20 protein-coding genes and 1 riboswitch are annotated in these 26039 nt (G+C 62.6%); of the genes, 7 read left to right on the plus strand and 13 right to left on the minus strand.

What is annotated here, in order from left to right:
* Positions 1–82: 82 nt before the first annotated feature.
* Positions 83–157, minus strand: a riboswitch (Fluoride riboswitch).
* Between the two features lie 56 nt (positions 158–213).
* Both ACQ4WR_RS26500 and trpS read right to left on the minus strand, forming a co-directional pair.
* A complete protein-coding gene (locus ACQ4WR_RS26500) occupies positions 214–1803 on the minus strand; it encodes a pyridoxal-dependent decarboxylase (protein WP_102293879.1) in 1590 nt (529 codons plus the stop codon).
* 163 nt (positions 1804–1966) lie between these two features.
* Positions 1967–3043 carry a tryptophan--tRNA ligase gene (trpS, locus tag ACQ4WR_RS26505; protein ID WP_258002888.1) on the minus strand — a complete coding sequence of 359 codons (1077 nt, stop codon included), beginning with the start codon at positions 3041–3043 and terminating at the stop codon, positions 1967–1969.
* 297 nt (positions 3044–3340) lie between these two features.
* On the opposite strand from trpS, the gene ACQ4WR_RS26510 reads away from it, so the two are divergent.
* Positions 3341–5320, plus strand: coding sequence for a CocE/NonD family hydrolase (locus tag ACQ4WR_RS26510; protein WP_436490963.1), 1980 nt, complete (start codon positions 3341–3343; stop codon positions 5318–5320).
* A gap of 25 nt (positions 5321–5345) precedes the next feature.
* Here the strand turns inward: ACQ4WR_RS26510 and ACQ4WR_RS26515 are convergent, their stop codons facing one another.
* The 5 genes from ACQ4WR_RS26515 to ACQ4WR_RS26535 form a co-directional block, all read right to left on the minus strand.
* Positions 5346–6986 carry a hypothetical protein gene (locus tag ACQ4WR_RS26515; RefSeq protein ID WP_436490965.1) on the minus strand — a complete coding sequence of 547 codons (1641 nt, stop codon included), beginning with the start codon at positions 6984–6986 and terminating at the stop codon, positions 5346–5348.
* Positions 6987–7136: 150 nt separating this feature from the next.
* Complete coding sequence (locus ACQ4WR_RS26520; protein WP_436490967.1) at positions 7137–7994, minus strand: EamA family transporter; 858 nt, start codon at positions 7992–7994, stop codon at positions 7137–7139.
* 7 nt (positions 7995–8001) lie between these two features.
* Positions 8002–8823 (minus strand): substrate-binding periplasmic protein, encoded by an 822-nt coding sequence (locus ACQ4WR_RS26525; RefSeq protein ID WP_102293875.1) that lies wholly within the window; start codon positions 8821–8823, stop codon positions 8002–8004.
* 99 nt (positions 8824–8922) lie between these two features.
* A complete protein-coding gene (locus ACQ4WR_RS26530; protein WP_436490969.1) occupies positions 8923–10206 on the minus strand; it encodes a TCR/Tet family MFS transporter in 1284 nt (427 codons plus the stop codon).
* A gap of 157 nt (positions 10207–10363) precedes the next feature.
* Positions 10364–11029 carry an HD domain-containing protein gene (locus ACQ4WR_RS26535; RefSeq protein WP_436490970.1) on the minus strand — a complete coding sequence of 222 codons (666 nt, stop codon included), beginning with the start codon at positions 11027–11029 and terminating at the stop codon, positions 10364–10366.
* A gap of 162 nt (positions 11030–11191) precedes the next feature.
* Here ACQ4WR_RS26535 and ACQ4WR_RS26540 point away from each other — a divergent pair, with 162 nt between their 5' ends.
* The 4 genes from ACQ4WR_RS26540 to ACQ4WR_RS26555 all read left to right on the plus strand — a co-directional run bounded on the left by ACQ4WR_RS26540 (position 11192) and on the right by ACQ4WR_RS26555 (position 16041).
* Complete coding sequence (locus ACQ4WR_RS26540; protein ID WP_436490972.1) at positions 11192–11734, plus strand: energy transducer TonB; 543 nt, start codon at positions 11192–11194, stop codon at positions 11732–11734.
* A gap of 203 nt (positions 11735–11937) precedes the next feature.
* The gene (locus tag ACQ4WR_RS26545) at positions 11938–12429 is read left to right on the plus strand and encodes a chemotaxis protein CheW (protein WP_092802530.1); all 492 of its coding nucleotides are present in this window, start codon (positions 11938–11940) and stop codon (positions 12427–12429) included.
* Positions 12430–12669: 240 nt separating this feature from the next.
* Entirely contained in the window at positions 12670–14313 is a 1644-nt protein-coding gene (locus tag ACQ4WR_RS26550) for a methyl-accepting chemotaxis protein (protein ID WP_436490974.1), read from the plus strand.
* Positions 14314–14403: 90 nt separating this feature from the next.
* Entirely contained in the window at positions 14404–16041 is a 1638-nt protein-coding gene (locus ACQ4WR_RS26555; protein WP_436490976.1) for a methyl-accepting chemotaxis protein, read from the plus strand.
* Between the two features lie 54 nt (positions 16042–16095).
* On the opposite strand, the gene ACQ4WR_RS26560 is transcribed toward ACQ4WR_RS26555, so the two are convergent.
* From ACQ4WR_RS26560 to mgtA, 3 genes are read right to left on the minus strand one after another with little or no spacing between them, the layout of a single operon-like run.
* Positions 16096–16617, minus strand: a complete 522-nt coding sequence (locus tag ACQ4WR_RS26560) for a ribonuclease HI family protein (protein ID WP_436490978.1) — start codon at positions 16615–16617, stop codon at positions 16096–16098.
* The gene (locus ACQ4WR_RS26565; RefSeq protein WP_436490979.1) at positions 16614–16967 is read right to left on the minus strand and encodes a hypothetical protein; all 354 of its coding nucleotides are present in this window, start codon (positions 16965–16967) and stop codon (positions 16614–16616) included. The genes ACQ4WR_RS26560 and ACQ4WR_RS26565 overlap by 4 nt, the downstream gene beginning before the upstream one ends.
* Before the next feature lie 36 nt (positions 16968–17003).
* On the minus strand, positions 17004–19688 hold the full coding sequence (gene mgtA, locus ACQ4WR_RS26570; protein WP_436490981.1) for a magnesium-translocating P-type ATPase: 2685 nt from the start codon (positions 19686–19688) through the stop codon (positions 17004–17006).
* Positions 19689–20258: 570 nt separating this feature from the next.
* Between mgtA and ACQ4WR_RS26575 the strand changes: the two genes are divergently transcribed.
* Positions 20259–20606 (plus strand): hypothetical protein, encoded by a 348-nt coding sequence (locus tag ACQ4WR_RS26575; protein WP_436490983.1) that lies wholly within the window; start codon positions 20259–20261, stop codon positions 20604–20606.
* A gap of 98 nt (positions 20607–20704) precedes the next feature.
* Here ACQ4WR_RS26575 and ACQ4WR_RS26580 read toward each other — a convergent pair whose 3' ends face one another.
* Together ACQ4WR_RS26580 and ACQ4WR_RS26585 are read right to left on the minus strand one after the other, a co-directional pair.
* Positions 20705–21319 carry a TetR/AcrR family transcriptional regulator gene (locus tag ACQ4WR_RS26580; RefSeq protein WP_436490984.1) on the minus strand — a complete coding sequence of 205 codons (615 nt, stop codon included), beginning with the start codon at positions 21317–21319 and terminating at the stop codon, positions 20705–20707.
* A 22-nt stretch (positions 21320–21341) separates the two neighbouring features.
* A complete protein-coding gene (locus ACQ4WR_RS26585; protein WP_436490986.1) occupies positions 21342–22559 on the minus strand; it encodes a multidrug effflux MFS transporter in 1218 nt (405 codons plus the stop codon).
* A gap of 146 nt (positions 22560–22705) precedes the next feature.
* On the opposite strand from ACQ4WR_RS26585, the gene ACQ4WR_RS26590 reads away from it, so the two are divergent.
* Complete coding sequence (locus ACQ4WR_RS26590) at positions 22706–22873, plus strand: hypothetical protein (protein WP_157814537.1); 168 nt, start codon at positions 22706–22708, stop codon at positions 22871–22873.
* Between the two features lie 157 nt (positions 22874–23030).
* Here the strand turns inward: ACQ4WR_RS26590 and gcvP are convergent, their stop codons facing one another.
* A complete protein-coding gene (gcvP, locus tag ACQ4WR_RS26595) occupies positions 23031–25931 on the minus strand; it encodes an aminomethyl-transferring glycine dehydrogenase (protein ID WP_436490988.1) in 2901 nt (966 codons plus the stop codon).
* Positions 25932–26039: the final 108 nt, after the last annotated feature.

Here is a 26039-nt window from a genome sequence, read left to right on the forward strand (position 1 = left end):
TCTGGTATGGGTAGAACCTGGACAGGCGGCCGAAGATGCAAGGGCGCGGGGTGCGCGCCTGCATCTTTCCGACGGTCCAGGAAAGTCTGCAGGCATCATCAGCCCGAAGGCGGTTCACGAAGAAATACGTGGGAGGAATGCCATCTCCGCTGGAAATTCTAGCACTGCCGGCCGATGGAGACTATTGAATTTTGACAATGGCCGTGATAAATCCTACAGGCCCAGCTCCGCCACCAGCGCCTGCCCGATGGCGCGCTGTTCGGTCAGGATGGCGCGCAAGTGGTGAGGACGCGTCTTGACGTTGGTCATGACCACGCGCAGCACATTGGTCGGGCCAGGATAGCGCGTCGATTCAAGCACCGTGCGCGAGACAAAGCTGTGGCCTTCCGCCTTTTGCCGGTTCTGCAGTTTGGCATTGAGCGTGTTGAGCTGGGTGTTCAGTGCTGCCGCCGCGTCCAGCTGGCCGCCGGCCAGCAAGCTGTCCATGCGCTGGCGCAAGTGCACGGGCACGTAGCGGTAGGTGAGAATGAAGGTGTCGGAGCGCGTGACCAGTTCGAAATCCTGCTGGTCGGCCAGCAAATCCTGCAACTGGCCGGACAAGGTGGCGGCCTGCTGCAGCAACGTGGTGTAGCCGGATACGCCCAGCACCTTGAACGAAGTCCACAGTTTCAAGGCATCGAAGCGGCGCGAGCCTTCCAGCGAAGTCTGGCCCAGGTCGCCCGAGTTGTCGCGCAGGATGTAGTTGGCGTTGTGTTTCAGCAGGTTCAGGCTGGCGCTGTCCTTGAACAGCACCATGCTTTGCGCCATCGGCACCCACAGCAATTTATGCCCGTCGATGACGACGGAGTCGGCTAGGGCAATGCCCTCGTACAGCGCACGGTACTGTTCCGCGATCAAGAGGGCGCCGCCCCAGGCCGCATCCACGTGGAACCAGATGCTTTCTCGCGCGGCAATGGCCGCCATGGCGGCCAGCGGGTCGATGGCGCCCGTTTCCGTCGTGCCGGCGATGCCGATCATGGCCACCACCTTGATCTTGCGCAGTTTTAAATCGGCAATCGTGTCTTCCAGCGCCGCGATATCGATGCGGTTGTCGCGGTCAACGGCCACCAGGTGCAGGGCGTTTTCACCGAGGCCCAGGGTCGCCAACGCTTTCTTGACGGAATAATGGCTGCGGGCCGAGCCGATCACGGCCAGTCCCGCGTAAGCGGCATCCTGCATGGCGGCAAACAGGCCCCGCTTGCGCGTGCCTGGCAACTGTTTTTCCAGCGCCACGGCCAGCGCCGTCAAATTGCCCATGGTGCCGCCATTGACGACATTGCCCAGCGCGCCGCTGGTGGCGGCCATGGCCTGCGCGTAGACGGCGTCCGGCTGCTGGTACACCTGGCGGTGCAGCCAGCCGAGGATCTGCTTTTCGATCAGGGTCGAGACATACGCCGTTTCGATCTTCACCTGGTTCTGGTTCAGGGTGGCCGTAAATGCTTCGGCCAGCACGCTGATCCATGGCAAGGCCTGGGTCATGTGACCGATGTACTGGGGATGGTTCAGCTGGGCCGTATTGGCCAGCACGGTGCTGTCGAGTTCTTGCAGGAAATCCGCCACCGGCATGCCATGCGCGGGCGGGCTGGTGTCGGACAATTGCGTCAGCAGTTCCGCATACGGCGTGTGCGGATAAGGTTCGCCGCGTTCGGCGGCCAGCCAGCCGCCCAGCATGCGCAGCGCCTGCTGCAGGGGCGCGGGTGCCTGCTGCAGCGCATCGATGGAAAAATGCTGCTGCAAAAGCTGTTCGATGGCGGAGTCGGTCATTGGCTATGTTTCAATTATGGTGCCCCTAAGACAAGTACCGGGGTCGGACCCTGAGAGTCCGACCCCGGACTTTGCTGTTGGGTTAGGCAAAAAAATGGCCCGGCGGAGACGGGATTCTACCCGACTCCGCCAGGGCGCATCAGTTTGCTGTTGGCGGTGGGAGTTAGAAGTAATTCAGACCCAGCGCCGACTTGACTTCATCGGCCGTGCGGGCCGCCACTTCGCGCGCCTTGAAGGTGCCTTCCTTCAGCATCTGGATGACTTGTCCCTTGTCCTTGGCGAACTCTTCGCGGCGGGCGCGGATCGGTGCCAGCAATTCCTGCAAGACCACGTCCAGGCGCTTCTTGACGATGCTGTCGCCCAGGCCGCCGCGCACGTAATGGGCTTTCATTTCTGCCAGCGCGGTTTTTTCCGGATCAAACGCGTCCAGGTACGTAAAGGCGATGTTGCCTTCCAGGTGGCCCGGGTCTTCCACGCGCAGGTGCAGCGGGTCGGTGTAGACTTTTTTCACGGCGGCCGTGATCTCGGCCGAGCTCGCGCCCAGGTTGATGGTGTTGCCCAGCGACTTGCTCATCTTGGCCTTGCCGTCGATGCCGGGCAGGCGGCCGATGTCCGGCACCAGCGCCTTGCATTCCATCAGCACTTCGCGGTTGTACATGCGGTTGAAGCGGCGCACGATTTCATTCGTTTGCTCGATCATCGGGATCTGGTCTTCGCCCACTGGCACGACGCCCGCCTTGAAGGCCGTGATGTCGGCCGCCTGGCTGGCAGGGTAGGTCAAAAAGCCGGCCGGGATGTCGCGCTCGAAACCGCGCAAACGGATTTCTTCCTTGACGGTGGGGTTGCGCTCGAGGCGCGCCACGGTGACGATGTTCAGGTAGTAAAAGGTCAGCTCGGCCAGTTCCGGGATCTGCGACTGGATGAAGACCGTGGTCTTGCTCGGGTCGATGCCGACGGCCAGGTAGTCGAGCGCCACTTCGACCACGTTGCGGTGCACCTTGTCGATGTCTTCCATATTGTCCGTCAGCGCCTGCGCGTCGGCCAGCATGATGAATTGCTTGTAGCTGTTCTGGTAGCTGACGCGGTCGCGCAGGCTGCCGACGAAGTGACCCAGGTGCAAGGGACCGGTCGGGCGGTCGCCCGTCAGGATCACGGATTGCGAAGCGATGGCGGCCGCGGACAGCGGTGCTGCCGGTGCGTCATGCTGGTCTTGGGTATCTGGGGTATTAGGCAAGCTCATCAAGTTTCCTTTTGAGCCGCCTGCATCGGGGATGATCCAGGCTGAGCCTGTTACGCCACCGATCGAGGCGGCGTGGATCAAATTCACATCACTATACAGTGGCCGCGCGAAAGTGAGCGGGACCACCAATTCAGGCAGGCGTGTTGTGAAGGGATAAATTTCATGGCGTTATGGTTGCAGTTCGCACGCATTCTGTCAAGTTGCAGCCCGATTTATCTGCCGCGCAGGCGGCTGCCGGATTTCTGTCAAACTTGCTTTGCGGGTACTATTGTCAGCATGAATCTTTTGGAGAAGTGTATGCCTGTTGTATCCCCCGTCCGCCTGAGCGGCCTGGCCCTGCTTGTCAGCACCGTGTTCATCGCTCCCGTGCTGGCGCAAACGCCGCGACTGCTGCAAACGCCGCAAACGCCGCAAACGCCGCCCATGACGCCCGATATCGGCGCCAGGCTGGTGATGCCGGACCTGAACGACTACGTCAAGCGCGTGGCCATGATCCCCATGCGCGACGGTGTCAAGCTGTACACGGTGATCGTTGTGCCGAAGGGCGCCAGCCGCGCGCCGATCATGCTCACGCGCACGCCCTACAATGCTGCCCGCCGCGCCCAGCGCACGGCCAGCCCCAGCATGCTGGCCACCTTGCCGCAGGGTGACGATACCCTGGTGGAAAACGGCTACATCCGCGTGTTCCAGGATGTGCGCGGCAAGTATGGCTCCGAAGGCGATTATGTGATGACGCGCCCGGTGCGCGGTCCGCTCAACAATACCAAGGTCGACAACGTCACGGATGCGTGGGACACCATCGACTGGCTGGTGAAGAACGTGCCTGAAAGCAATGGCAAGGTGGGCATGCTGGGTTCCTCGTATGAAGGCCATACGGTGCTGATGGCGCTGGTTGATCCGCATCCTGCCCTGAAGGTGGCCGTGCCCATGAGCGCCATGGTCGACGGCTGGCGCGGCGACGACTGGTTTCACAATGGCGCCTTCCGCATGCCCAGCCTGTCGTATATCGCCGGCCAGACCAGCGTGCGCGGCGGCGGCGAATCGCCGGCCCTGGGCGTCTACGACGATTACGAGGCGTATCTGCGCATCGGCTCGGCGCGCGACTTTGCGAGGAAATTCGGCATCGACAAGCTGACCTATACGAAAAAACTGTTCGAACATCCGGCCTACGACAGTTACTGGCAGGAACAGGCGTTGGATAAAATCCTCGCGAAACGCCCGCTGATCGTGCCCACCATGCACGTGGTGGGGCAATGGGACCAGGAAGATATCTATGGCCCGTACGCCAGCTACTGGGCGATGGAAGCACGCGACCACCGCAACAACCTCAATTACCTGGCCATCGGCCCTTGGCGCCACAGCGGCGTCAACTATGACGGCTCCAGCCTGGGCGCCTTGAAGTTTGACGGCGATACGGCGCGCCAGTTCCGTGAAAAAGTCATGCAGCCATTCCTCAATCAATACCTGAAGGATGGCGCGCCGGAAGCGAACACGCCGCCCGTGGCGTCGTACCAGACGGGCACCAACCAGTGGCAGCGCCTGCAGCAGTGGCCGCTGGCCTGCGAGACGTGCGACACCAAGCTGACGCCGATCTACCTGCAGCACGGCTTCCAGCTGGGCTTTGCGGCGCCATCGGGCGCTGCGGATGCGGCGGAAGGCGCCTTCGACGAATACGTGTCCGACCCGGCCAAGCCCGTGCCGTTCGTGCCCCGTCCCGTGCGCCTGAACGATGGCGACGTGTGGAAGCCATGGCTGGTCAGCGACCAGCGCGGCTATGCGGACCGCACGGACGTGCTCAGCTATGTTTCCGAACCGTTGAAGACGGCCGTGCGCATTGCCGGCGCGCCGATGGTCAACCTGTTCGCCGCCACCAGCGGCACGGATGCGGACTGGGTGGTAAAACTGATCGATGTGTATCCGGACGAAGTGCCGTCGCAGCCGGCCATGGGCGGGTACCAGCTGGGCGTGGCAATGGATATCTTCCGCGGGCGCTACCGCGACAGCTTCGAGCACCCGGCGATGATAACGCCGGGCAAGGTCGAACGCTACCGCTTCGCCTTGCCGAACGCGAACCACGTCTTCCTGCCCGGCCACCGCATCGCCGTGCAAGTGCAGTCGAGCTGGTTCCCCCTGTACGACCGCAACCCGCAAAACTACGTGCCGAACATCTTCCTGGCCGACCCAGGCCACTATATAAAAGCCACGCAGCGGGTGTATCACGCGGCAGGGGCGGCCAGCGCGATCGAGTTGCCGATGGTGCCGGTCGACCTTCGCTAGACAGGCGCCGCCCGCATTCTAATGGCTAGGGAATCAGCAGTTCCGCCTCGATGGGCCGCGTCAGCAGGGCGGTCGTGTTGACGGCAGGCACACGCAAGGCCAGTCCCTTCAGCGTGCACACTTCGCCAGCGGTTAGCGCGGTGATGACGGCGGGCCTGAGCGTGAGACGGATGCGCGCGCCCGAGTCGACGCTGATGGTTTCCACCAGCGCATGGCTCTTGTCCTTGCATGCCAGCACGGGCTGGCCGCTGCTGGCCACCTGCTGCAGGCGATTGCTGTCGATGGCGCGTTCCGTATCGAAAAAATCGAGCTGGTAAGACCAGTTGACGGCGCCGGAGCCGTATTTGGCGCCTTCGACGGGCGCGGCGGGCGGACGATAGGCCGGGTGATCCGAAGCCTGCACGCGCAGGCGTCCCGGCAGTACCAGCTGCACGCTGCCTTTTTTCTCCTGCAGGCTTTTTCTGCTGGCGATCTGGTAGTCGAGCACGATGCTGTCCGGGGCCTTGGTGCCTGATGGCGCGTCGCCGGTGATGGTGAAGCGGCAAACACCACTCTCTGTCTGGCCGACCCTGTAATTGCTGTTTGCGAGGGTTGTGGCACCGCTGGGCGAGAGCACGTCCCAGGAACTTACGTTGCACATGTCCTTGGGGATGGCATCGATATCGGCCCAGAACTCGAAAGGTTTGTCGGTGAACAGGTAAGAGCCATTGGCGCCGCCGGTTTGGATACTTGCCAGAGCAAAGGCCGCTTTCACCTGGCTGGGGGCCGGAGCCGGTGCAAACAGGCTGGCCGTTGGCACGTTGGCATAGACGTAGGTCAGATATTGGCTGACCAGCAGGTTGTTGCTGCTCGCAATTTCGGCCGACGATGACAGCGATGCGCTCAGCATGGGCAGATCGACATTGCTTTTCGCGCCGACATTGAAACGCATGCTGCGGTCGGTTGACTTGACCCGCATGCTCAGCACGCCTGAAAATCCTTTGATGATGCGCAAGTTGTCCGAGTAGCCGTTACCTTGTGCGTAGGCCTTCCAGAAGCGCAGCAAGGTAGGTAAATCTTGGGCGCTGGTGCGCAGATACAGCGGATTTTCGAAGGTACCCTTGATCAGGACCAGGTTGGCTGTTTCTTTGGACTCCGTTTTCAGGGCAGCGCTGACGCTGGCCATCGGAATCGACGAACCGGCATCGAGCGCCGCCGCGAGGTAGGAACTGCATGTGTGCCTGTAGCCGAGGGTGTCGGAGCCGACGCGCGGCGCGGCCAGGGCGCTTAAATCGATATTTTCGGTGAACACATAATTATTGTTGTCGATACGCCGGCTCTGGTCGCCGTTGAGATTGTCGCTGGCGAATAGAAAGCTCATCAGACGGTTGGCCGAGTCGAAGGGTACCGCATGCACCTGTTCGCTTAAGCCCAGCAAATTGGCTTCTTTTTTGATCGGCGCGGGAATTTGCGAGATATTGTTCTTGAGCTTGCCTTTCGGCCAGATCGCGCAGTCGGTGGACAGTTGGCCGAACACCGTTTCCAGTTGTTCTTCCAGCGAACCTTTGGAGGCTGTGATCTTGGGCCAGCCGCTGTCCCACCATGCCCACTCTGCTGCGGTGCTGACTGGTGGGGCTGCGCAGGCGCCAAACAGAAACAAGGTGCTGAGTGCGCCGGCGCCGCGCATGCCTGAACTGAATACTCGCATACTACCTCCTGGTTGGCTGTCGAAACCAGATGGTAAAATGAAATTATCAAAAGATAAATATATTTCCGCAAGTAATTGAATGTGTGGCTTTATTGCAATAAAACAGACTTTGATTCCACGAGGCAGCGTCTAGCCAGCCCGCATCAGCACGGCTCCCGCCGCGATCAGCGCGATGGCCAGGTAGCGCCGGGGGCTGATGCGTTCGCGCAGGAACAGGGCGGCGATGGCGACGGCGAACAGGATCGATGTTTCGCGCAGGGCGGCGATGGCTGCCACGGGCGCCTGCGTCATGGCCCACAATGCCAGGCCATACGAGGCCAGGGTGCCGAAGCCGCCAAAGGCGGCCAGCCGCCATTGCGTGCCAGCATAGGCCAGCAAGTCGGCCGGGCGGCGTAGCGCCGTCCACAGCAGCAGCCCGGCGCCGTTCAGGACAAAAATCCACATCGTGTAGGCGGCCGGCGCGCCGGACAGGCGCACGCCGATGCCATCGATCAGGGTATAGCTGGCAATGACGCAGGCATTGCCCAGCGCAAAGGCGGTGGCGCGTCCCGCGTGTTTCGCCACGCGGGCAGCGGCAGGCTGGCGCGATGCGAAATACAGGCCGAAGATGCCGGCGCAGATGCAGGCGACGGCGCCCATCTGCATGGACGACAGGCGCTCGCCGATCAGCGGCCAGCTGGCCAGCGCCACCAGCAGGGGCGCGCTGCCGCGCATCAATGGATAGGCGTGGCTCATGTCGCCCGCCCGGTAGGCGGCCGCCAGCAGCGAGTAATAAGCGAGTTGGGCCACGGCGGACGCCGCCAGGTAGGGCCAGCTGGCCGGAGCAGGCGCTGCGACGAAGGGCAGCACGGCCAGCGAGATCAGCGCCGCGCCCACTGACACCAGCACGGTACTGAGAAAGGTATCCTTGCCCGACTTGACGATGGCGTTCCAGCTGGCATGCAGCAGGGCGGCGAACAGTACGACAGCGACGACGGTACCGGACATGCGGGCCTTAGCGCGGGCGTATGCTGAGCGTCAGCAATTCCTGGCGGTGATGGCGCTGGAAACCTTCCATCAGGGTACCGGAGCGGCCCGCTTTTTCCAGCAGTTCGCGCAGGGTGGCCTGGTCTTCCGCCGTCAGCGACTTGCGCGACAGGTAGGCGCCGCTCATGCCCCAGGGCAGTTCCGGCAGCGCTTCCAGGCGCAGTCGGTCGGCCAGGCCATACACGCGCGCGTCGTTCTGCGCCACGCCGGCCAGGATGGTCGGGCCCATGATGGTGGCGTCGATGAAGCCGCTTTGCATCAAACGCGCCACGGAGAGCGCGTCGACTTCATAGAAGAGCCGGCCCTGGCTGCCGAGTTCCTTGGCCAGCGCCTGGTAGGACGCGCCATAGTCATAGCCGCGTACCAGCGCAATGCGCAATTCGCGCCGGTCGATCAGTTCCTGCATGGTGTTGATGGGTGCGCGCGCGCTTTGCAGCGATACCAGCAGGGGCCGGTTGCCCATCAGGGGAATGAACAGGCCGTGCTGGTCGCGGCGGGGCGTGCTGCTGGCCGGTATCAGCATGTCGGCCTTGCCCGCCTCGAACATGGCTTCCAGGCGCGCACGGGGCACGGGCGTGAAGATGAAATTGCAGCCGGCCTTGGCGCCCAGGCTGCGCAGCAAGTCCGGGTAGATGCCGCTGATGGCGGCGCCATTGATCACCACGCTGGCCCCGATCGCCGAGACGGGCACCTGGATATCGCGCGAACATTGCGCGCTGGCCAGGGACGGCAGCGCCAGCGCCAGCATGGCCATGGTTCGGCGCCAGGCGCTGGAATAAAAGTCAGTCATACCCATCCTTGCTCACCATCGAATGCCGGACGTCGGCAACGCACGGCTGATCGCACATTCTCGCCTATTTATTTCTCAAATGCAATATTACGCCGCCGACTACTTTGTGGTGGAAACCACAAGTCCTTCCTGGCCATGCGCCTTGAAGTATCTCCAGGCCACGGCGATGCCCAGTACCTGCATGACGGCGCACAGATAGAAGGTGCTGCCGATGCGCCAGTCCTGCGGCGGCAAGTGGCTTACTTCACCGAGGATCATGCTGCCCAGCAAAGGCATGATGATGATGCCCAGGCTGCTGATGGACTGCAATGAACCCATCAGTTCACCCTGCTCGCTGGCATTTGACGACTTCGAGATGATGCCTTGCAGGGCAGGGCCGGCGGCAAAGGCCAGCAGGTTGCACAGGATGAGGGCGTACATCATCCAGCCCTGCGTGGCCATGCCATACAGCAGATAGGTGATGGCGCCCGAGGCCATGCCCAGCAGGGACAGGCGCACTTCGCCAAAGCGCTTGATCAGGATGCCCAGCAAGCCCGCCTGCACCACGGCCGCGCACAGCCCCACGCAGAACAGGGCAATGCCGTTCTGGCGCGGCGTCCAGTCGAAGCGGAAGTGCGTGTACAGCACCCATGTGGTGTTGAGCATCATCTGCGCAAACGTCATCAGGCCAAAGGCCAGCACCAGGCCGCGGATCTCCACGCGGCGCGCCAGCTTCAGCAGGGCGGCGAAGGGATTGATGCGCGCCAGGGTGAACGGCGCGCGCGGACCCGGTTGCAGCGATTCGGGAACGAAGCAATAGCCGTAGATAAAATTGGCGGCCGATAATCCCGCCGCGACAAAGAAGGGCAGGTGCAGGTTGATGTCGCCCAGCAAGCCGCCCAGCATGGGGCCGCAGATGAAGCCCAGGCCGAAGGCGGCGCCGATCTTGCCGAAACTCTTGGCGCGGTTGTCCGGCGTGGAGACATCGGAGGCATACGCGGATGCCACCGACATGCTGGCCGACGACACGCCGCCAATCACGCGGCCGATGAACAGGCAGGCCAGGTTGGGCGCCAGCGCGGTGGCAAGGAAATTGACGGCCATGCCGGCCATCGAATACAGCAGCACGGGACGGCGTCCCACGCGGTCGCTGACGGCGCCCAGCATGGGCATGAAGATGAATTGCAGCAAGCCGAAGAGGGCTGCCATGATGCCGTACCAGAAGGCCTGGGCATCCTTTCCGTCGACAAAGTCGCCGATCAGGATGGGCAGCACGGGCACCACCAGGCCGATGCCCAGCATGTCGATGAAGACGCAGACGAGGATGAAGTTGAGGTTGCCGGCGCGCGCGGGCGCGGCCGGTGAAGAGAGGGTAGTGCTGTCGGGTGTCGTGTTGTCGGACATGCATGCTTTCGGCGCACACCGCGCGCCGCCATGCGGCCCGCAGGGTTCAGTTGTTGGCGTTGCGCCCGCGCGTCCATGCTGCTGCTGACGCCGCGGCGCGATAGCTGAGCCTTGTATTATAGACAGCATGGGCCATGCTGGCTATCGCCACCACATGCTATATGGCAACGCCCCATTCGTCGGCGAAGGCGGCGCGGAATTCCGTCAGCACGGCCAGCCGCCGTTCGGCCAGGGCGCGACCCGCCCGCGTCTGCATCTTGCCCGGCAGCTTGTCGAGTTTGGTAACGATATGGTCGAGCGCGAAGGCCTTGTCGTCCAGCGGGCGCTGCGCGGCCAGCGGGTCGGTGCCATGCGCCAGCGCGCTCTCCATGCGTGCCGCCGTGTAGAACAGGCGCGCCAGCCCGACGGCGCCCAGCGCGTCGATGCGGTCCGCATCCTGCACGATTTGCGCCTCGATGGTATGCGGCGGCAGGTTGGCGGAAAAACTGTGCGTCTCGATGGCATGGGCCACGCCCGGCAATTTGTCAGCGGGGAAATCCAGTTCCGCCAGCTGGCGGCAAGCCAGGCTGGCGGCCTGGCGCGAGGCCAGGTGGCGCTCCGGATGGTTTTTTGGCAAGTTGACCAGGTCGTGCAGGTAGCAGGCTGCCATCACGGTCAGGGCGTCGGCTTGCGCGTACTCGCGCAGCAGCACGCTGGCGTTGCGCCAGACACGCTGCAAGTGATTGATATCGTGGGCGCTGTCGTCGCCCAGGCCCGCCGTGGCCAGGGCCAGCAGGCGGGGTTGCCAAAGTTCAAGGGAAGGAGGGAGGCAGCTGGTTGTCATTCGGTACAGTCCTGATAAAGAAGCGCCCATATTGTGCCATAGGCGCGCGCCTGGTTTCTGTCTCCTGGCGCGGCATTGTCATTGTCTTGTTTTTCATGCAAACTATCTATGTGGCAAGATGTTCGTCCGGATGTGGGCGCGCCGGGACCATTACCGCACACCATGAAAGGCACCATGCGAACCATACTGATGCTGCTTGCCGTCCTGATGGCCAGCCCGCCATTGCTGGCGCATAACACTCCTGCGCTCAACTACAAGGAAGACACGCCTGCTCTTGGCACGCACATCCGCCGCGATGCCTTGCGTGACAGCTGGCTGCCGCTCAACCAGACTTACGGGGAAATGAGCGTGGAACACCGGAATAAGCTGCGCGCCGTATATTCTTCCATGGCGGCCGATGATGAGCCGCCTTTCCCCCTAAGGGGGCTGGGACCGAGCATCATGCAATTGCGCGAGGTGCACAGGCGCATAGGCGGCCCTGGCGAGCTGAAACTGATCCTGTCGGTGGATGCCGAGGGTAACGTCGGCGATGTTTCCGTGTACTCGTCCTCGAACGAGCGCATGGCGTATTACGGCGCTATCCTGCTGAGCAAGGAAAAGTTCAAGCCCGGGCTATGCCATGGCGTGCCCTGCGCCATGGATTTCATGTACCGTTTTGAATATGCGTTCTTTGATGATGTCATTGATAACACGCTCGTGAAATAAACGCCGCTGCGGAGCGCCAGGGTATCGGGATTGCCACAAAAGGTTGTTATAAATACAGTAAATTCAGGTGATGTGCACATTTTTAGTGCACGTCATATTTACATGCGTTAATATTGCCGTATTGCAATTTTAATGCGCTGTTTTTTAACGCCCGGCACCATGAATGCCCTGCGCGCTTCCGGCGTTTTTTCTAAAGGATTATCATGAGCACCATCTCCAGCGAATCGGGCGCGGCTGTCGCCAAGGCTGCCGAATACCTGGCTTTTACCCTGGGCCAGGAAGAATACGGCATCGACATCCAGAAAGTCAGCGAAATCCGCAGCTATGAAACGCCGACCCGCATCGCCAACGCCCCCGAGTTCGTCAAGGGCGTGGTCAATCTGCGCGGCATCATCGTGCCGATCGTCGACATGCGCATCAAATTCAACCTGGGCACGCCCAGCTATGACCAGTTTACCGTCGTCATCATCCTCAACATCGGCAACCGCGTGGTTGGCATGGTTGTCGATCGCGTTTCCGACGTCACCACCTTGCTGCCCGAGCAAATCAAGCCGGCACCGGACATGGGCCGCTCGATCAATACGGAATATGTGATTGGCCTCGGCACCATCGACGAGCGCATGCTGATCCTCGTCGACATCGACCAGCTGATGTCCAGTGCCGAGATGGGCCTGATCGAGAAGTTGGCGGCGTAAATTCCCAAACCATACGCTGCTGTGGGAAATTTCTAGAAACAATTGACCCCAAGCATTGCTTGCTCTTTCTGCAAGGCGCACGCTAGCGCATTTCCTGGCGCACGGTTCACGCGGACCGTGCGCCAGTTTCACTTCAGTTTCATTTTTTATGCCCGCTTCGATACTGCCGCCAGCCAGAGCGCCCCATGGGGTGCGGCAAGCTTTTGCACATCTGGCAGCAGGGCTTTTTAGGATAGTCACATGAATTTATTACGCAACGTCAGCATCGGTGTCCGCCTGGGCCTCGGTTTTGCCGTCATCTTGCTGTTTTCCATGGTCATCACGGGCATCAGCGTCTGGCGCCTGCACGACGTGGCCACGGCCACGCGCACCATGATGGAACAGCCGCTGGCCAAGGAACGCTATATTTCCGACTGGTACGGCCGCATCGACAGCGCCGTGCGCCGCACCATCGCCATTGCCCGCAGCAGCGACACCTCGCTCAGCGGCTATTTCGCCGAAGAATCGAAAGTCTCGTCGGCCAGTTCGGCCGAGCTGCAAAAGAAAATCGAGGCACTGATCGACCTGCCGGACGAAAAAGCCATGTTTGCCGGCTTGCTGGAGCAGCGCAAGGTGTACATCAGCTCGCGCGACCAGGTATACAAGCTGAAAGGCGAGTCGCAGGTCGAGGCCGCCAATGACGTGTTTGAAAAGACGTTCGTACCTGCCGCCGCCAAGTACCAGAAGATGGTGCAGGACTTGCTGGAACACCAGCGCGCCAGCATCGACACGACCGCGCGCGAGATCGACGCCGTTGCCAATACCAGCCGCAACCTGCTGGTGCTGCTGGCCGTGCTGGCGCTGGCATTCGGCGTCGTGTGCGCCTGGGTCTTGACCATGGGCATCGTGCGCCCGCTGCGCACGGCCGTGGAAATTGCCCGCAAGGTGGCCGATGGCGACCTGACGGCGCAGATCGACGCCAGCGCCAAGGATGAAACCGGGCAGCTTTTACTTGCCCTCAAAGACATGAATACCAGCCTGCTCAACATCGTCAGCGAAGTGCGCAGCGGCACGGACAGCATCGCCACCTCGTCGACGCAGATCGCCGCCGGCAACCAGGACCTGTCGAGCCGCACGGAAGAGCAGGCCGGTTCGCTGGAAGAAACAGCGTCATCCATGGAAGAACTGACCAGCACCGTGAAGCAGAATGCGGACAATGCGCGCCAGGCCAACCAGTTGGCGGCCTCGGCGGCACAAGTGGCCGTCAAGGGCGGCGACGTGGTGGCGCAGGTGGTGGGCACCATGGAGTCGATCAACGCCTCGTCGAACAAGATCGTCGACATTATTTCCGTGATCGACGGTATCGCTTTCCAGACGAATATCCTGGCCCTGAACGCGGCAGTGGAAGCGGCGCGCGCCGGCGAGCAGGGCCGTGGCTTTGCCGTCGTGGCATCGGAAGTGCGCAACCTGGCCCAGCGTTCGGCCAGTGCCGCGAAGGAAATCAAGACCCTGATCGGCGCGTCCGTGGAGCAAGTCAACGCGGGTAGCATGCTGGTGGCGCAAGCCGGCTCGACCATGAACGATATCGTTGACAGCGTGCAGCGCGTGAGCGACATCATCACGGAAATCACGGCCGCCAGCAGCGAGCAAAGCGTGGGCATCGACGAGATCAACCGCGCCATCGGCCAGATGGATGCCGTCACGCAGCAAAATGCGGCGCTGGTGGAAGAATCGGCGGCGGCCGCCGAATCGATGCAGCACCAGGCGCACAGCCTGGCGCAAGTGGTCAGCGTCTTCAAACTGAATGGCCAGCAGGCCGGCGCCACCGGCTTGAAAGGCGCGCATGCCGCCCAGCGCCAGGCTGGGCAAGCACCGGCAACGGCCTTGCGCCTGCGCGCACGCTGATGCCTCTGGCGGCTGCCGCGCGCAGCCGCCTTCCCTGTCTTTTGCTTTGTACCCTTTTGTAGTCTGGTTCCGCTTTTTTAGGATATTCACATGAATTTGTTAAGAAACGTCAGTATTGGTGTGCGTCTCGGCCTGGGTTTTGCCGTCATTTTGCTGTTTTCCATGGTCATCACGGGCATCAGCGTGTGGCGCTTGCACGATGTGGCCGTGTCCACGCGCAATATGATGGAGCTGCCGTTGGCCAAGGAACGTTTCATTTCCGACTGGTATGCGAAGATTGACAGCGGCGTGCGCCGCACCACGGCCATCGCGCGCAGCAGCGACACGACACTGGGCGCCTACTTTGCGGAAGAAGCCAAGCAATCGTCGGTGGTGTCGGGCGAGCTGCAAAAGAAAATCGAAGCGCTCATTTCCAGCCCGGAAGAAAAGGAATTGTTCCGCCTGGTGAGCGAGCAGCGCAAGGTGTATCTGGATTCGCGCGCGCAAGTGTCGAAACTGAAGGCGGACGGACACGAGGCGGAAGCGGAGCAGGCTTTCCAGAACATTTTCGTGCCAGGCTCGACGAAATACCTGAAAGTGGTCAACGACATGCTGCAGCACCAGCGCGCCAGCATCGACGCCACGGCGCGCGAGATCGATGAGGTTGCCAGCACCAGCCGCAACCTGTTGCTGACCCTGGCCGCGCTGGCGCTGGCATTCGGCGTCGTGTGCGCCTGGGTCTTGACCATGGGCATCGTGCGCCCGCTGCGCACGGCCGTGGAGATCGCCCGCAAGGTGGCCGATGGCGACCTGACGGCGCAGATCGACGCCAGTGCCAAGGATGAAACCGGGCAGCTTTTACTCGCCCTCAAAGACATGAATACCAGCCTGCTCAACATCGTCAGCGAAGTGCGCAGCGGCACGGACAGCATCGCCACCTCGTCGACGCAGATCGCCGCCGGCAACCAGGACCTGTCGAGCCGCACGGAAGAGCAGGCCGGTTCGCTGGAAGAAACAGCTTCCTCGATGGAAGAACTGACCAGCACCGTGAAGCAGAATGCGGATAACGCGCGCCAGGCCAACCAGTTGGCGGCCTCGGCGGCGCAAGTGGCCGTCAAGGGTGGCGACGTGGTGGCGCAGGTGGTGGGCACGATGGAGTCGATCAACGCCTCGTCGAACAAGATCGTCGACATTATTTCCGTGATCGACGGTATCGCTTTCCAGACGAATATCCTGGCCCTGAACGCGGCAGTGGAAGCGGCGCGCGCCGGCGAGCAGGGCCGTGGTTTCGCCGTCGTGGCATCGGAAGTGCGCAACCTGGCGCAGCGTTCGGCGTCCGCCGCGAAGGAAATCAAGACCCTGATCGGCGCGTCCGTGGAGCAAGTCAACGCGGGCAGCATGCTGGTGGCGCAAGCCGGTTCGACCATGAACGATATCGTTGACAGCGTGCAGCGCGTGAGCGACATCATCACGGAAATCACGGCCGCCAGCAGCGAGCAAAGCGTGGGCATCGACGAGATCAACCGCGCCATCGGCCAGATGGATGCCGTCACCCAGCAAAATGCGGCGCTGGTGGAAGAATCGGCGGCGGCCGCCGAATCGATGCAGCACCAGGCGCACAGCCTGGCGCAAGTGGTCAGCGTCTTCAAACTGAATGGCCAGCAGGCCAGTGTCACGGGTTTGAAGGGCAAGCAACGCCCTGTGGCGAAAGAAGCCAAGGAAGCCTTGCGGATCGGCCGTGCGGCTTAAGTTGCCTACCCCGTCAAGGCCGGGATCGTACCCTGGAGGGCACGACCCCGGTATTTAGGACTCTGGGGTAAGGTTTGCAACCGCCATCTGCGACAGTTTGTCCGCCTCGCCATTGCGGTGGCGCGGCAGCCAGTGCAAGCTTACCTCTGTGAATTGTTCCAGCAGGGCCACTACGGTGGCCCTCTGCGTTTCCAGCCCCTTGGCGCCGACCGGCGTCGTCCCCAGCACATCGTTGATGACCACCTGGCTGTCGCCGTACAGCAGCAGCTGGACCGGGGGCGGGCGCACCTTGACCGCCGCTTGCAGCAGCGCCGTCAGGGCCGCGTATTCCGCTTCGCTGCTGTTGCCATAGCCGGCCGCCTGGCTCACTTCGATGCGTTCGCCCTGTGGCCCCAGCAGCAGGGCGCCTATGCCCAGCTTGCCTGGATTCGGATGCGCGGAACCATCGAACCAGCCGCGCCAGGCCAGCGGCCTGCCGTGATCCTGGCGGCTCAGCGCCAGCTGCGCGCGGCGCGCCTGCATCTTCGCTTCCTTGCGTTTTTTGCGTTCATTACGCGCCTCCGCTTCTTCCGTCATGGCTTGATCAGGAAAATGTCGATGATGCTGGCTAGCCAGCACACCACCAGCACACAGACGGCTACCGTCATGGCCGGGCCGTCATTGGCCGACAGGGCATCGACTTTTTCCGCGATCAGCTGCACGTCGAGGGGCAGGGCGCCACTGTCGATCTGTGCCATGATCTGGTCCAATCGTGCCATGATCTGGCGCAACACGATCAGCAGCGCGACCAGCGAGGGCACGAGGAAGAGGCAGCCACGGGCTTTGCGTCCAAGCAAGAAATGCCCGCTGCCGGGAAATACCAAAGCGGACAGCAGCAAGGCCTGCGTGCGTTTGGATAGTGATGAAGCTGAGGGGGAGCCGCTCATGCGCGCCTTTTATCGGTGGAAGAGCGGTCCATCATACTATTGCCAGCCGAATTTGCGCAGGTACACGCGTTTCATGAACGTCGTCAGCACGGTGTAGCAGACGAGAATGCCCAGCAGCCATGGGAAATATCCAAGTGGCAAAGCCTGCAGCTTGAAGTAGCTCGCCAGCGGCCCCATCGGCAGGAAGACGCCCACGGCCATGATGGCGGTGGTCGCCACCAGCAGGGGTACGGACGCGATGCTGTCGATGAAGGGCAGCTTGGGCGTGCGGATCAGGTGCACGATCAGGGTTTGCGTCAAGAGTCCCACGACGAACCAGCCGGACTGGAACAGGGTCTGCTGTTCCGGGGTATTCGCGCCGAACACATGCCACATCAGGATGAACGTGCTGATGTCGAAGATCGAGCTGATGGGGCCGAAGAAGACCATGAAGCGGCCGATGTCGCGCGGGTTCCAGCTCAAGGGCTGCTGGATCAGTTCGGCATCGACATTGTCGAACGGAATGGCGATCTGCGACACGTCATACAGCAGGTTTTGCACCAGCAAGTGCAGCGGCAGCATGGGCAGGAAAGGCAAAAAGGCGCTGGCCACCAGCACGGAAAACACATTGCCGAAGTTCGAGCTGGCCGTCATGCGGATGTATTTGAGCATGTTGCTGAAGGTGCGGCGGCCTTCCAGCACGCCTTCTTCCAGCACCATCAGGCTCTTTTCCAGCAGGATGATGTCGGCCGCTTCCTTGGCGATATCGACGGCCGAATCGACGGAAATGCCGATGTCGGCCGCGCGCAGGGCGGGTGCGTCGTTGATGCCGTCGCCCATGAAGCCGACGATGTGGCCATTGCCGCGCAGGGCACGCACCAGACGTTCCTTGTGTAGCGGGCTGAGCTTGGCAAACACGGTGTTGTCTTCGGCCGCCCTGGCCAGGGTGGCGTCGTCCATGTCGTCCAGCTGCGGGCCTTGCAGCACGCCATGCACGGCCAGGCCCACTTCGCGGCAAATCTTCGCCGTCACCAGGTGGTTGTCGCCCGTTAAGACTTTGACCGTCACGCCATGCTCGGCCAGCGCGCGCAGGGCGGGCGCCGTCGATTCCTTCGGCGGATCGAGGAAGGCCACGTAGCCGATCAGGGTCAGCGCCGTTTCATCGGCCACGCCATACACGGTTTTGTGCGGCGGCACTTCCTTGACGGCCACGGCCACCACGCGCAAGCCTTCCGCATTCAGGCCGTGCGTGGTTTCCAGCACTTTCGCTAGCAGGGCATCATCGAGCGGAATGCTGACGCCGCCGAGGCGCAGATGGCTGCAGGCGGCGAGGATTTCCTCGACGGCGCCCTTGCAGATCAGCTCATGGTGGTCATTCTTTTCAGACACGACGACGGACATGCGGCGGCGCACGAAGTCGAACGGGATTTCATCTACCTTGACGTAATCGCGGGCCAGCTGCATTTCCGTCTGCAGTTCCACGTGGTCGAGCACGGCGCGGTCCAGCAGGTTTTTCAGGCCTGTCTGGTAGTGGCTGTTCAAATAGGCAAATTGCAGCACCTCATCGGAGGGCTGGCCGAACACGTCGGTATGGCGCTCCAGCACGATCTTGTCCTGCGTCAAGGTGCCCGTCTTGTCGGTGCACAGCACGTCCATGGCGCCGAAGTTCTGGATGGCATCCAGGCGTTTCACGACAACTTTCTTTTTCGACAGTTTCACGGCGCCCTTGGCCAGGGTGCTGGTGACGATCATGGGCAGCATTTCCGGCGTCAGGCCGACAGCGACGGACAGGGCGAAGAGGAAGGCTTCCATCCAGTCGCCCTTGGTCCAGCCATTGATGAGGAACACGAGCGGCGCCATCACGAGGGCGAAGCGGATCAACAGCCAGCTGACGCTGTTGACGCCCGCTTCAAACGCCGTCGGCGTGCGCTCCGTGGCCGTGACTCTCGTGGCGATGGTGCCGAAATACGTGCGGTTGCCGGTGGCCAGCACCAGCGCCGTGGCCGCTCCCGAGATCACGTTGGTGCCCATGAACAGCAGGTTGGCCAGTTCCATCGGGTCCTTGCCCTGCGCATCGGCCAGCTCGGGCATCTTTTCCACCGGCAAGGATTCGCCCGTCATGGCGGCCTGGCTGACGAACAGGTCCTTCGCGGACAGCAGACGGCAATCGGCGGGGATCATGTCGCCGGCCGACAGCACGATGATGTCGCCCTGCACCAGTTGGCGGATAGCCAGTTCCGTCTGCTGGCCATTGCGCAGTACGGTGGCGGTGTTGCTGACCATGGCTTTCAGGCGCTCGGCGGCCCTGTTCGAGCGGCCTTCCTGCACGAAGCGCAGCAGGGTCGACAAAATCACCATGGTGCCGATGACGATGGTGGCTTTCGGATCTTCCGTCAGGTAGGAAACAATCGCCAGCACGGTGAGCAGCAGGTTGAACGGGTTCTTGTAGCACAGCCACAGATGCTGGTACCAGGCCAGCGGTTTTTCATGCTCGACCTCGTTTGGTCCCGTCTGCGCGCCAATGACTTGCGCCTCGGCATCACGCAAGCCTTCGAGGCGCGTGTGCAGGCGGTTCAGGGCCGTGTCGAGGTCTTCATGGGCGGCGCCCAGCAACTGGCGCGCCAGGTGGTCGGGCACGGGCCGGGCCGTGCTGTTTTCCAGCGGCATGGCGCGCCGGCGGAAGTGGCCGGCCGTATGGCGCTTGCGCAGGAACGATTCGAATAAGCGGGTGAAGAGATTCATGGCTCTTCCTTTCACGACGATGTGTTGGCGGGCGGCGCAGCCGCAGGCAAGACTTGCGTGCCGCCAACGCGGCATGGCTAGCTTGGCTAGGCATGGCGCTGGCGTGCAATCCGGGTCAGTAGCCGGTCGCGATCGGAAAGAGGGAGGAGGCGCGCAGCCGGACTGGCCGCGCGAGACACCGCACCTTGCTCAGCAAGGCACGGAGGAAAGAGAGTTCCGCGTTGCTTGCTGTTTAGCTGCCGAGGCAATCACCGATACAAGATCGGCTACTGTCACTAGAACAAGTACCCACGTGGGACTCCGTAAATGAATAATGAGGGCATCTTATGGACGTGCTGCAAGAGTGTCAACTGAAGAAATCTTAGGTTTCCAAAGTGTAATGTGATGAGTGGACGAAGGCGAACGTCAGCTGCCCCATAGTAAAAATTTTTGTTGTGGCCAGAGGCTGCCGTCCCCGTTGCCGTGACAATGCGTGATTTTTGCCACTTGGCAATCCGTTATGCTCGGGTACGCCAATTGGCCAAGAAACAGCCACTGTCAACGCTATGCCTGTAGAGAAAACACATGCCCATGGAACTGATCGCCGTTGCCGTAATAGCCGGGCTTATTGTCATGTTTTTTGCTGGTAAGCACATTTCTAAAAAACGGCCCAAAGAAACCCATTTTGAATGTGCCCGTTGCGGCACGCTTGCACGCCACACCGACCGCACCATTGAAGCCTGGCGCAACAACAGGACGACCTACTTCTGCCAGTCCTGCCATCTTAAATGGCTGCATGGCAGGGCGCCGCGGGAGCGTGAGCGCGGCACTTCGCCTGCAGGGCGCAGCTCCCGCTCCCCATCGGGATGCCTTGGCGTTGTTGTGCTGTTTGCCGTCGTTCCGCTCGCTGGCTTTTTATTGGTGCACGCATATGCCTGAGCTATCTTTCGCATGCCGGGCCTGAGCAGAAAACGCCGGTTTCTGTCCTGTGTCTACGACGTTGCTGTTCAGTATGTCTGGAAACTGGACCTGCCGCATCAAGCTGATTGCACCGCCAGCGCCAGCGAATCGGACAATATCTGCCACAGCGCCGCGTGGCGCTGCTGCAGGGTGGCACCGCCTGCGTAGATCAGTTCCACGTGCAGGCTGTCGACGATGCCCAGGTAGGCTTGCGCGTACAGTTCGATGCGCTGCGGTGGCAGGGATGGCACCAGGCGGCGCAGGCTGGCAACGTAATGGCGCTGCAATTGCGCCAGCAGCATTTCGTAGCCGGTGCCGACTTCCACGCGCAGGCTGGCGGGCGGCAAATAGGCCGTGCGCAGCAGGAAGCGCAGATGGGCAGAATCCGCATAGCGCTGGGCCATGCGGTCGCAGTACAGGGAACCGGCCAGCTGGCCGCCGGCATTTGCCGCCAGCGATGCTTCGTCGGCGAAACAGCCATCCATGAACGCTTGCTCTTCGGCCAGGGCGTCGGCAAAGACGTCAAGGAAGAGGGCGTCCTTGCCGGCGAAATGCGAATACAGCGAAGCCTTGCGCATGCCCGCCTGCTCGGCGATGTCGCTGAGGGACGAGGCGTCGTAGCCGTGCTCCGAAAAATGGACGACGGCGACGGCGCAGATGTTATCGGCCGAGGCCGAGCGTTTTTTCATCATGGGGGTGCTATGGGGTGAGGCGTCAGTGCGCTCCCTGGCCGGTGGCATGGGCCGGATGGCCGCGCGCAGTTGCCAGGGTCAGCCATGATACCAGCAGGCCGGCCACGGTCAAGAACAGTAGCCATGGCAACGGCCCCCGTTCGGACAGGCCGGCCGCCAGGGGCGTGGCCAACGATGACAGGCTCATCTGGATGGCGCCCAGCAGGGCGGCCGTGGAGCCGAGCGCCTTGCGCTGCGAGCCCATGGCCATGGCCATCAGCGCCGCTTCCGCGATGCCCAGGCCAAACAGGGCCAGGAACATGCCGGGCACGACGGCCGTGATGCCGGCACCGGCCCACGCGCCCAGCAGGGCCAGCACGGCGCCGCACAGCATGGCGGCGCTGCCGGCAGCGCTCAGGCGCGCCACGCCGTACTTTTCCACCAGGCGCCCGCTGGCCATCGCGCCCAGCAGCACGGCCACGCCCGTGGCGCCGAAAACCAGGCCGAAGCTGCCGGTGGACAGGCCGAAATCGCGCTGGTAGACGAGCGAGGCGCCGCCGATATAGGCAAACAGGAAAAAGAAGCTGGCGGACAGGGCCAGCGCCGGCAGCAGGAAGGCGCGGTCGCGCGCGATGCGCGCATAGGTGCGGTGCATGCCCGCCGGCGAGACGCGGTTCGCCGGCGGCAGGGTTTCTGGCAAGAACAGCGCGCTGTTGAGCAAGGTCACGCCGCCCAGCACGGCCAGGGCCAGCATCACGGCGCGCCAGCCGTAATGCGCGTCGAGCAGGCCGCCGACGGCGGGCGCCAGCACGGGCGCCAGGCCAACGATGGTCATCAACAGGGCAAACAGCTGCGCCGCCCGGACGCCATCGGCCACGTCGCGCACCATGCTCATCACTACCACCAGAGTCAAGGCCGCGCCCAGGCCTTGTACCAGCCGCGCCAGCAGCAGGGTGCTCAATTGATCCGCCTGCGACGCCCACACGGCGGCCAGCATGTAGACGGCAATGCCGGCCAGCAGCGGACGGCGCCGCCCCAGCATGTCGGTCAGCGGTCCGCACAGCAGTTGTCCGGCGCCCAGCGCCAGCAGGAAAACGGTCAGGCTCAATTGCACATTCCCATACGAGGTGTGCAGTTCGCGCGCCATGGCCGGCATCGAGGCCAGGTACATGTCGATGCCGGCCGGACCGAGCACGGCCACCAGGGCCAGGGACGCCGCCAGCCCGAGACTGGCGGCGGGGAGAGTGGTTTGCTGCTGCATTGCGATTCTTTCTTGTCATCAAAAAAACGGGGCATGGACGCCGCCGTGTTTTTTATTGTACACTTACTTCCTACCGGTAGGTAGCTTGCTCAATCAATAAAAAGGATGAGAACGATGAAAAAAGAATCAATGGCGGGAGAGCTTGCATGACGGAAGTGGGAATTGCGCTCAGCGGCGTGGCCGTGGCGCTGCTGTTTGCCGCCTGGAGCTCGCACCGCACCCGCTGCGAGCGGCGCGATGTCATGTTGCTGACGATACTCGGCACGACCCTAGGGCTGCCGGGCGCCGTCCTGCTGGCGTTGCCGCTTGCGTAGGTCGGATTAGCGGAGCGTAATCCGACAACATTGTTGGCGAGGCCGGTGGTGGTGTCGGATTACGCGCTCACGCGCTAATCCGACCTACGATGAAAAAAGGCAGGCCGCGTGGCCTGCCTTTGTCGCTGGCACGCCCGCGGAAGCGGGCGCCTGGCAATTACTCTTCTTCGTATGAGCTGATTGGTGCGCAGCCGCAGAACAGGTTGCGGTCGCCGTACACGTTGTCGGCGCGGCCGACCGGTGGCCAGTATTTGCGCTGGCGCAGCGAGGCGACCGGGTAGGCGGCGATTTCGCGGCTGTACTTGCGTTCCCAGTTGTCCGACATCAACACCTGTGCCGTGTGCGGCGCGTTCCTCAGCGGGTTGTCGTCGTGGTCGAATTCACCGCTGGCGACCTTGGCGATTTCCGCGCGGATGGCGATCATGGCGTCGATGAAGCGGTCGATCTCCACTTTCGATTCGCTTTCCGTCGGCTCGATCATCAGGGTGCCCGGCACGGGGAAGCTCATGGTCGGCGCATGGAAGCCGAAGTCCATCAAGCGCTTGGCCACGTCTTCGTTGCTGATGCCGGTGGCGTCCGTGATCGGGCGCAGGTCCAGGATGCATTCGTGCGCGACCAGGCCGTCGTGGCCCGAGTACAGCACGGGATAGTGCGGCGCCAGGCGGCGGGCGATGTAGTTCGCCGCCAGGATCGCCGTCTCGGTCGCTGCGGTTAATCCCTCTGCGCCCATCATGGCGATGTACATCCACGAAATCGGCAGGATGCTGGCCGAGCCGAATGGCGCGGCGCTGACGGCGCCAATGCCGGCAACGTCACGCTGGTAGCCCGAGGAACGCTGGTTCGGCAGGAATTTCGCCAGGTGGGCACCCACGCCGATCGGGCCGACGCCTGGTCCGCCACCACCGTGCGGAATGCAGAAGGTCTTGTGCAGGTTCAGGTGCGAGACGTCGCCGCCAAACGAGCCGGGAGCTGCCACGCCGACCAGCGCGTTCATGTTGGCGCCGTCGATGTAGACCTGACCGCCGTGCGAATGAATGATCTCGCACAGTTCCTGGATGCCTTCTTCAAACACGCCATGCGTGGACGGGTAGGTGACCATCACGCAGGCCAGGTTGGCGCTGTGCTTTTCCGCCTTCGCCTTCAGGTCGGCCAGGTCCACGTTGCCGTTGGCGTCGCAGCTGGTGACGACCACCTGCATGCCGACCATGTTGGCCGATGCGGGGTTGGTGCCGTGCGCCGACGAGGGAATCAGGCAGATGTTGCGGTGGCCTTCGCCGCGCGATTCGTGATACGCCTTGATCACCAGCAGGCCAGCGTATTCGCCTTGCGAGCCGGCGTTCGGCTGCAGCGAGACGGCGGCGTAGCCCGTCAGCGCGCACAGCATTTCTTCCAGCTGCGCGATCATTTCGCGGTAGCCGACCGTTTGCGCATCCGGCGCGAACGGGTGGATGTTCGAGAACTCGGGCCAGGTCACGGGGATCATTTCCGACGTGGCGTTCAGCTTCATGGTGCACGAGCCGAGCGGGATCATGGTGCGGTCCAGCGCCAGGTCCTTGTCGGCCAGGCTGCGCAGGTAGCGCAGCATTTCGTGTTCCGAGTGGTAGCTGTTGAAGACCGGGTGCGTCAGATACGCGCTTTCACGCGCCAGATTCGCCGGCAGCGCGCTGGTCACGGCCGCTTCAACGGCGTCCAGCTCCGGGAAGGCAGGCGCGTTGGCCACGCCTTCGGCGAACACGGTCCACAGCAGCGCGATATCGTCGCGCGTGGTGGTTTCGTCGAGCGACAGGCCGACATGGGTGGCATCGACCTTGCGCAGGTTGACGCCGTGCTTGATGGCCGTCGCGTGCAGTTTGTCCGCATCGGCGACGTTGACGGTCAGGGTGTCGAAATAGCTGGCGTTGGCGATGCCGTAGCCCAGGGTCTTCAGGTTGGCCGCCAGCACACCCGTAAAGCGGTGCACGCGCCGGGCGATCTGCAGCAGGCCTGCAGGGCCGTGGTAGACGGCGTACATCGACGCCATCACGGCCAGCAGCACTTGCGCCGTGCAGATGTTCGAGGTGGCTTTTTCGCGGCGGATATGCTGCTCGCGCGTTTGCAGGGCCAGGCGGTACGCCTTGTTGCCTTGCGCATCGACGGTCACGCCGACCAGGCGGCCCGACATATTGCGCTTGAACTCATCGCGCGTGGACAAATAGCCCGCGTGCGGGCCGCCGAAACCGAGCGGCACGCCGAAGCGCTGGCTGTTGCCGACGACGACGTCGGCGCCCCATTCGCCCGGTGGCGTGAGCATGGTCAGGGCCAGCAGGTCGGCCGCGACGATGACCATGGCGCCATTCGCATGCAGTTTTTCCACGCCGGCGCGGTAGTCGCGCACGACGCCGTTGACGCCAGGGTATTGCAGCAGCACGCCGAAGCAGGCGTCCAGCGACTCAATCTCCGCCGGGTCGAAGGTACGCACGTCGATGCCGATCGGCTGGGCGCGCGTCTGCACCACTTCCAGGGTTTGCGGCAGCACGTCGCTGGCCACATACAGCACGTTCGACTTCGACTTGCCCACGCGCTGGATCAGGGTCATCGCTTCGGCGGCGGCCGTGCCTTCATCCAGCATCGAGGCATTCGAGATGCCCATGCCGGTCAGGTCGGTGATGACTTGCTGGAAGTTCAGAATCGCTTCCAGGCGACCTTGCGAAATCTCTGGCTGGTAAGGCGTGTACGCCGTGTACCAGGCCGGGTTTTCAAAGATGTTGCGCAACACGACGCCAGGGGTGAAGGTGTTGTAGTAGCCCTGACCGATCAGGGATTTGAGCACCTGGTTCTTGCCGGCGATGGCTTTCAGGCGCGACAGCGCTTCCTGTTCCGGCATCGGCTGCGAGTACGCGCCCAATGGCAGGGCGCCCTTGTTGCGGATGTTGGCCGGCACCAAGGCATCGATCAGCGCGGCGCGCGATGGATAGCCGAGGGTCGCGAGCATGGCTTGCTGTTCGGTGTGGGAAGGGCCGATGTGGCGGGCGATGAAGGCATCGCGTGCTTCGAGTTGGGTCAGGCTGGTGCGGGTCATGATATAGAGGCCAAAAAAGACTGAAAAACCGGGATGCGGCGCGCGGGCGCGGCGCCGGGGCATAGCTACAAAATTAAATGCAAACGGGCCGCAATGGCGGCCCGTGAG

It is taken from the genome of Janthinobacterium amylolyticum (assembly GCF_051380655.1).
Lineage (GTDB): Bacteria > Pseudomonadota > Gammaproteobacteria > Burkholderiales > Burkholderiaceae_D > Janthinobacterium.

Bases quoted from the DNA above. Each gene is read 5' to 3' on its own strand.
- ACQ4WR_RS26510 (WP_436490963.1), top strand. From the start codon at position 3,341: ATGCCTGTTGTATCCCCCGTCCGCCTGAGCGGCCTGGCCCTGCTTGTC.
- ACQ4WR_RS26540 (WP_436490972.1), top strand. From the start codon at position 11,192: ATGAAAGGCACCATGCGAACCATACTGATGCTGCTTGCCGTCCTGATG.
- ACQ4WR_RS26515 (WP_436490965.1), bottom strand. From the start codon at position 6,986: ATGCGCGGCGCCGGCGCACTCAGCACCTTGTTTCTGTTTGGCGCCTGC.
- ACQ4WR_RS26545 (WP_092802530.1), top strand. From the start codon at position 11,938: ATGAGCACCATCTCCAGCGAATCGGGCGCGGCTGTCGCCAAGGCTGCC.
- trpS (WP_258002888.1), bottom strand. From the start codon at position 3,043: ATGAGCTTGCCTAATACCCCAGATACCCAAGACCAGCATGACGCACCG.
- ACQ4WR_RS26560 (WP_436490978.1), bottom strand. From the start codon at position 16,617: ATGACGGAAGAAGCGGAGGCGCGTAATGAACGCAAAAAACGCAAGGAA.
- ACQ4WR_RS26565 (WP_436490979.1), bottom strand. From the start codon at position 16,967: ATGAGCGGCTCCCCCTCAGCTTCATCACTATCCAAACGCACGCAGGCC.
- ACQ4WR_RS26575 (WP_436490983.1), top strand. From the start codon at position 20,259: ATGGAACTGATCGCCGTTGCCGTAATAGCCGGGCTTATTGTCATGTTT.
- mgtA (WP_436490981.1), bottom strand. From the start codon at position 19,688: ATGAATCTCTTCACCCGCTTATTCGAATCGTTCCTGCGCAAGCGCCAT.
- ACQ4WR_RS26590 (WP_157814537.1), top strand. From the start codon at position 22,706: ATGACGGAAGTGGGAATTGCGCTCAGCGGCGTGGCCGTGGCGCTGCTG.
- ACQ4WR_RS26535 (WP_436490970.1), bottom strand. From the start codon at position 11,029: ATGACAACCAGCTGCCTCCCTCCTTCCCTTGAACTTTGGCAACCCCGC.
- ACQ4WR_RS26500 (WP_102293879.1), bottom strand. From the start codon at position 1,803: ATGACCGACTCCGCCATCGAACAGCTTTTGCAGCAGCATTTTTCCATC.
- ACQ4WR_RS26525 (WP_102293875.1), bottom strand. From the start codon at position 8,823: ATGACTGACTTTTATTCCAGCGCCTGGCGCCGAACCATGGCCATGCTG.
- ACQ4WR_RS26550 (WP_436490974.1), top strand. From the start codon at position 12,670: ATGAATTTATTACGCAACGTCAGCATCGGTGTCCGCCTGGGCCTCGGT.
- ACQ4WR_RS26520 (WP_436490967.1), bottom strand. From the start codon at position 7,994: ATGTCCGGTACCGTCGTCGCTGTCGTACTGTTCGCCGCCCTGCTGCAT.
- ACQ4WR_RS26585 (WP_436490986.1), bottom strand. From the start codon at position 22,559: ATGCAGCAGCAAACCACTCTCCCCGCCGCCAGTCTCGGGCTGGCGGCG.
- gcvP (WP_436490988.1), bottom strand. From the start codon at position 25,931: ATGACCCGCACCAGCCTGACCCAACTCGAAGCACGCGATGCCTTCATC.
- ACQ4WR_RS26580 (WP_436490984.1), bottom strand. From the start codon at position 21,319: ATGATGAAAAAACGCTCGGCCTCGGCCGATAACATCTGCGCCGTCGCC.
- ACQ4WR_RS26555 (WP_436490976.1), top strand. From the start codon at position 14,404: ATGAATTTGTTAAGAAACGTCAGTATTGGTGTGCGTCTCGGCCTGGGT.
- ACQ4WR_RS26530 (WP_436490969.1), bottom strand. From the start codon at position 10,206: ATGTCCGACAACACGACACCCGACAGCACTACCCTCTCTTCACCGGCC.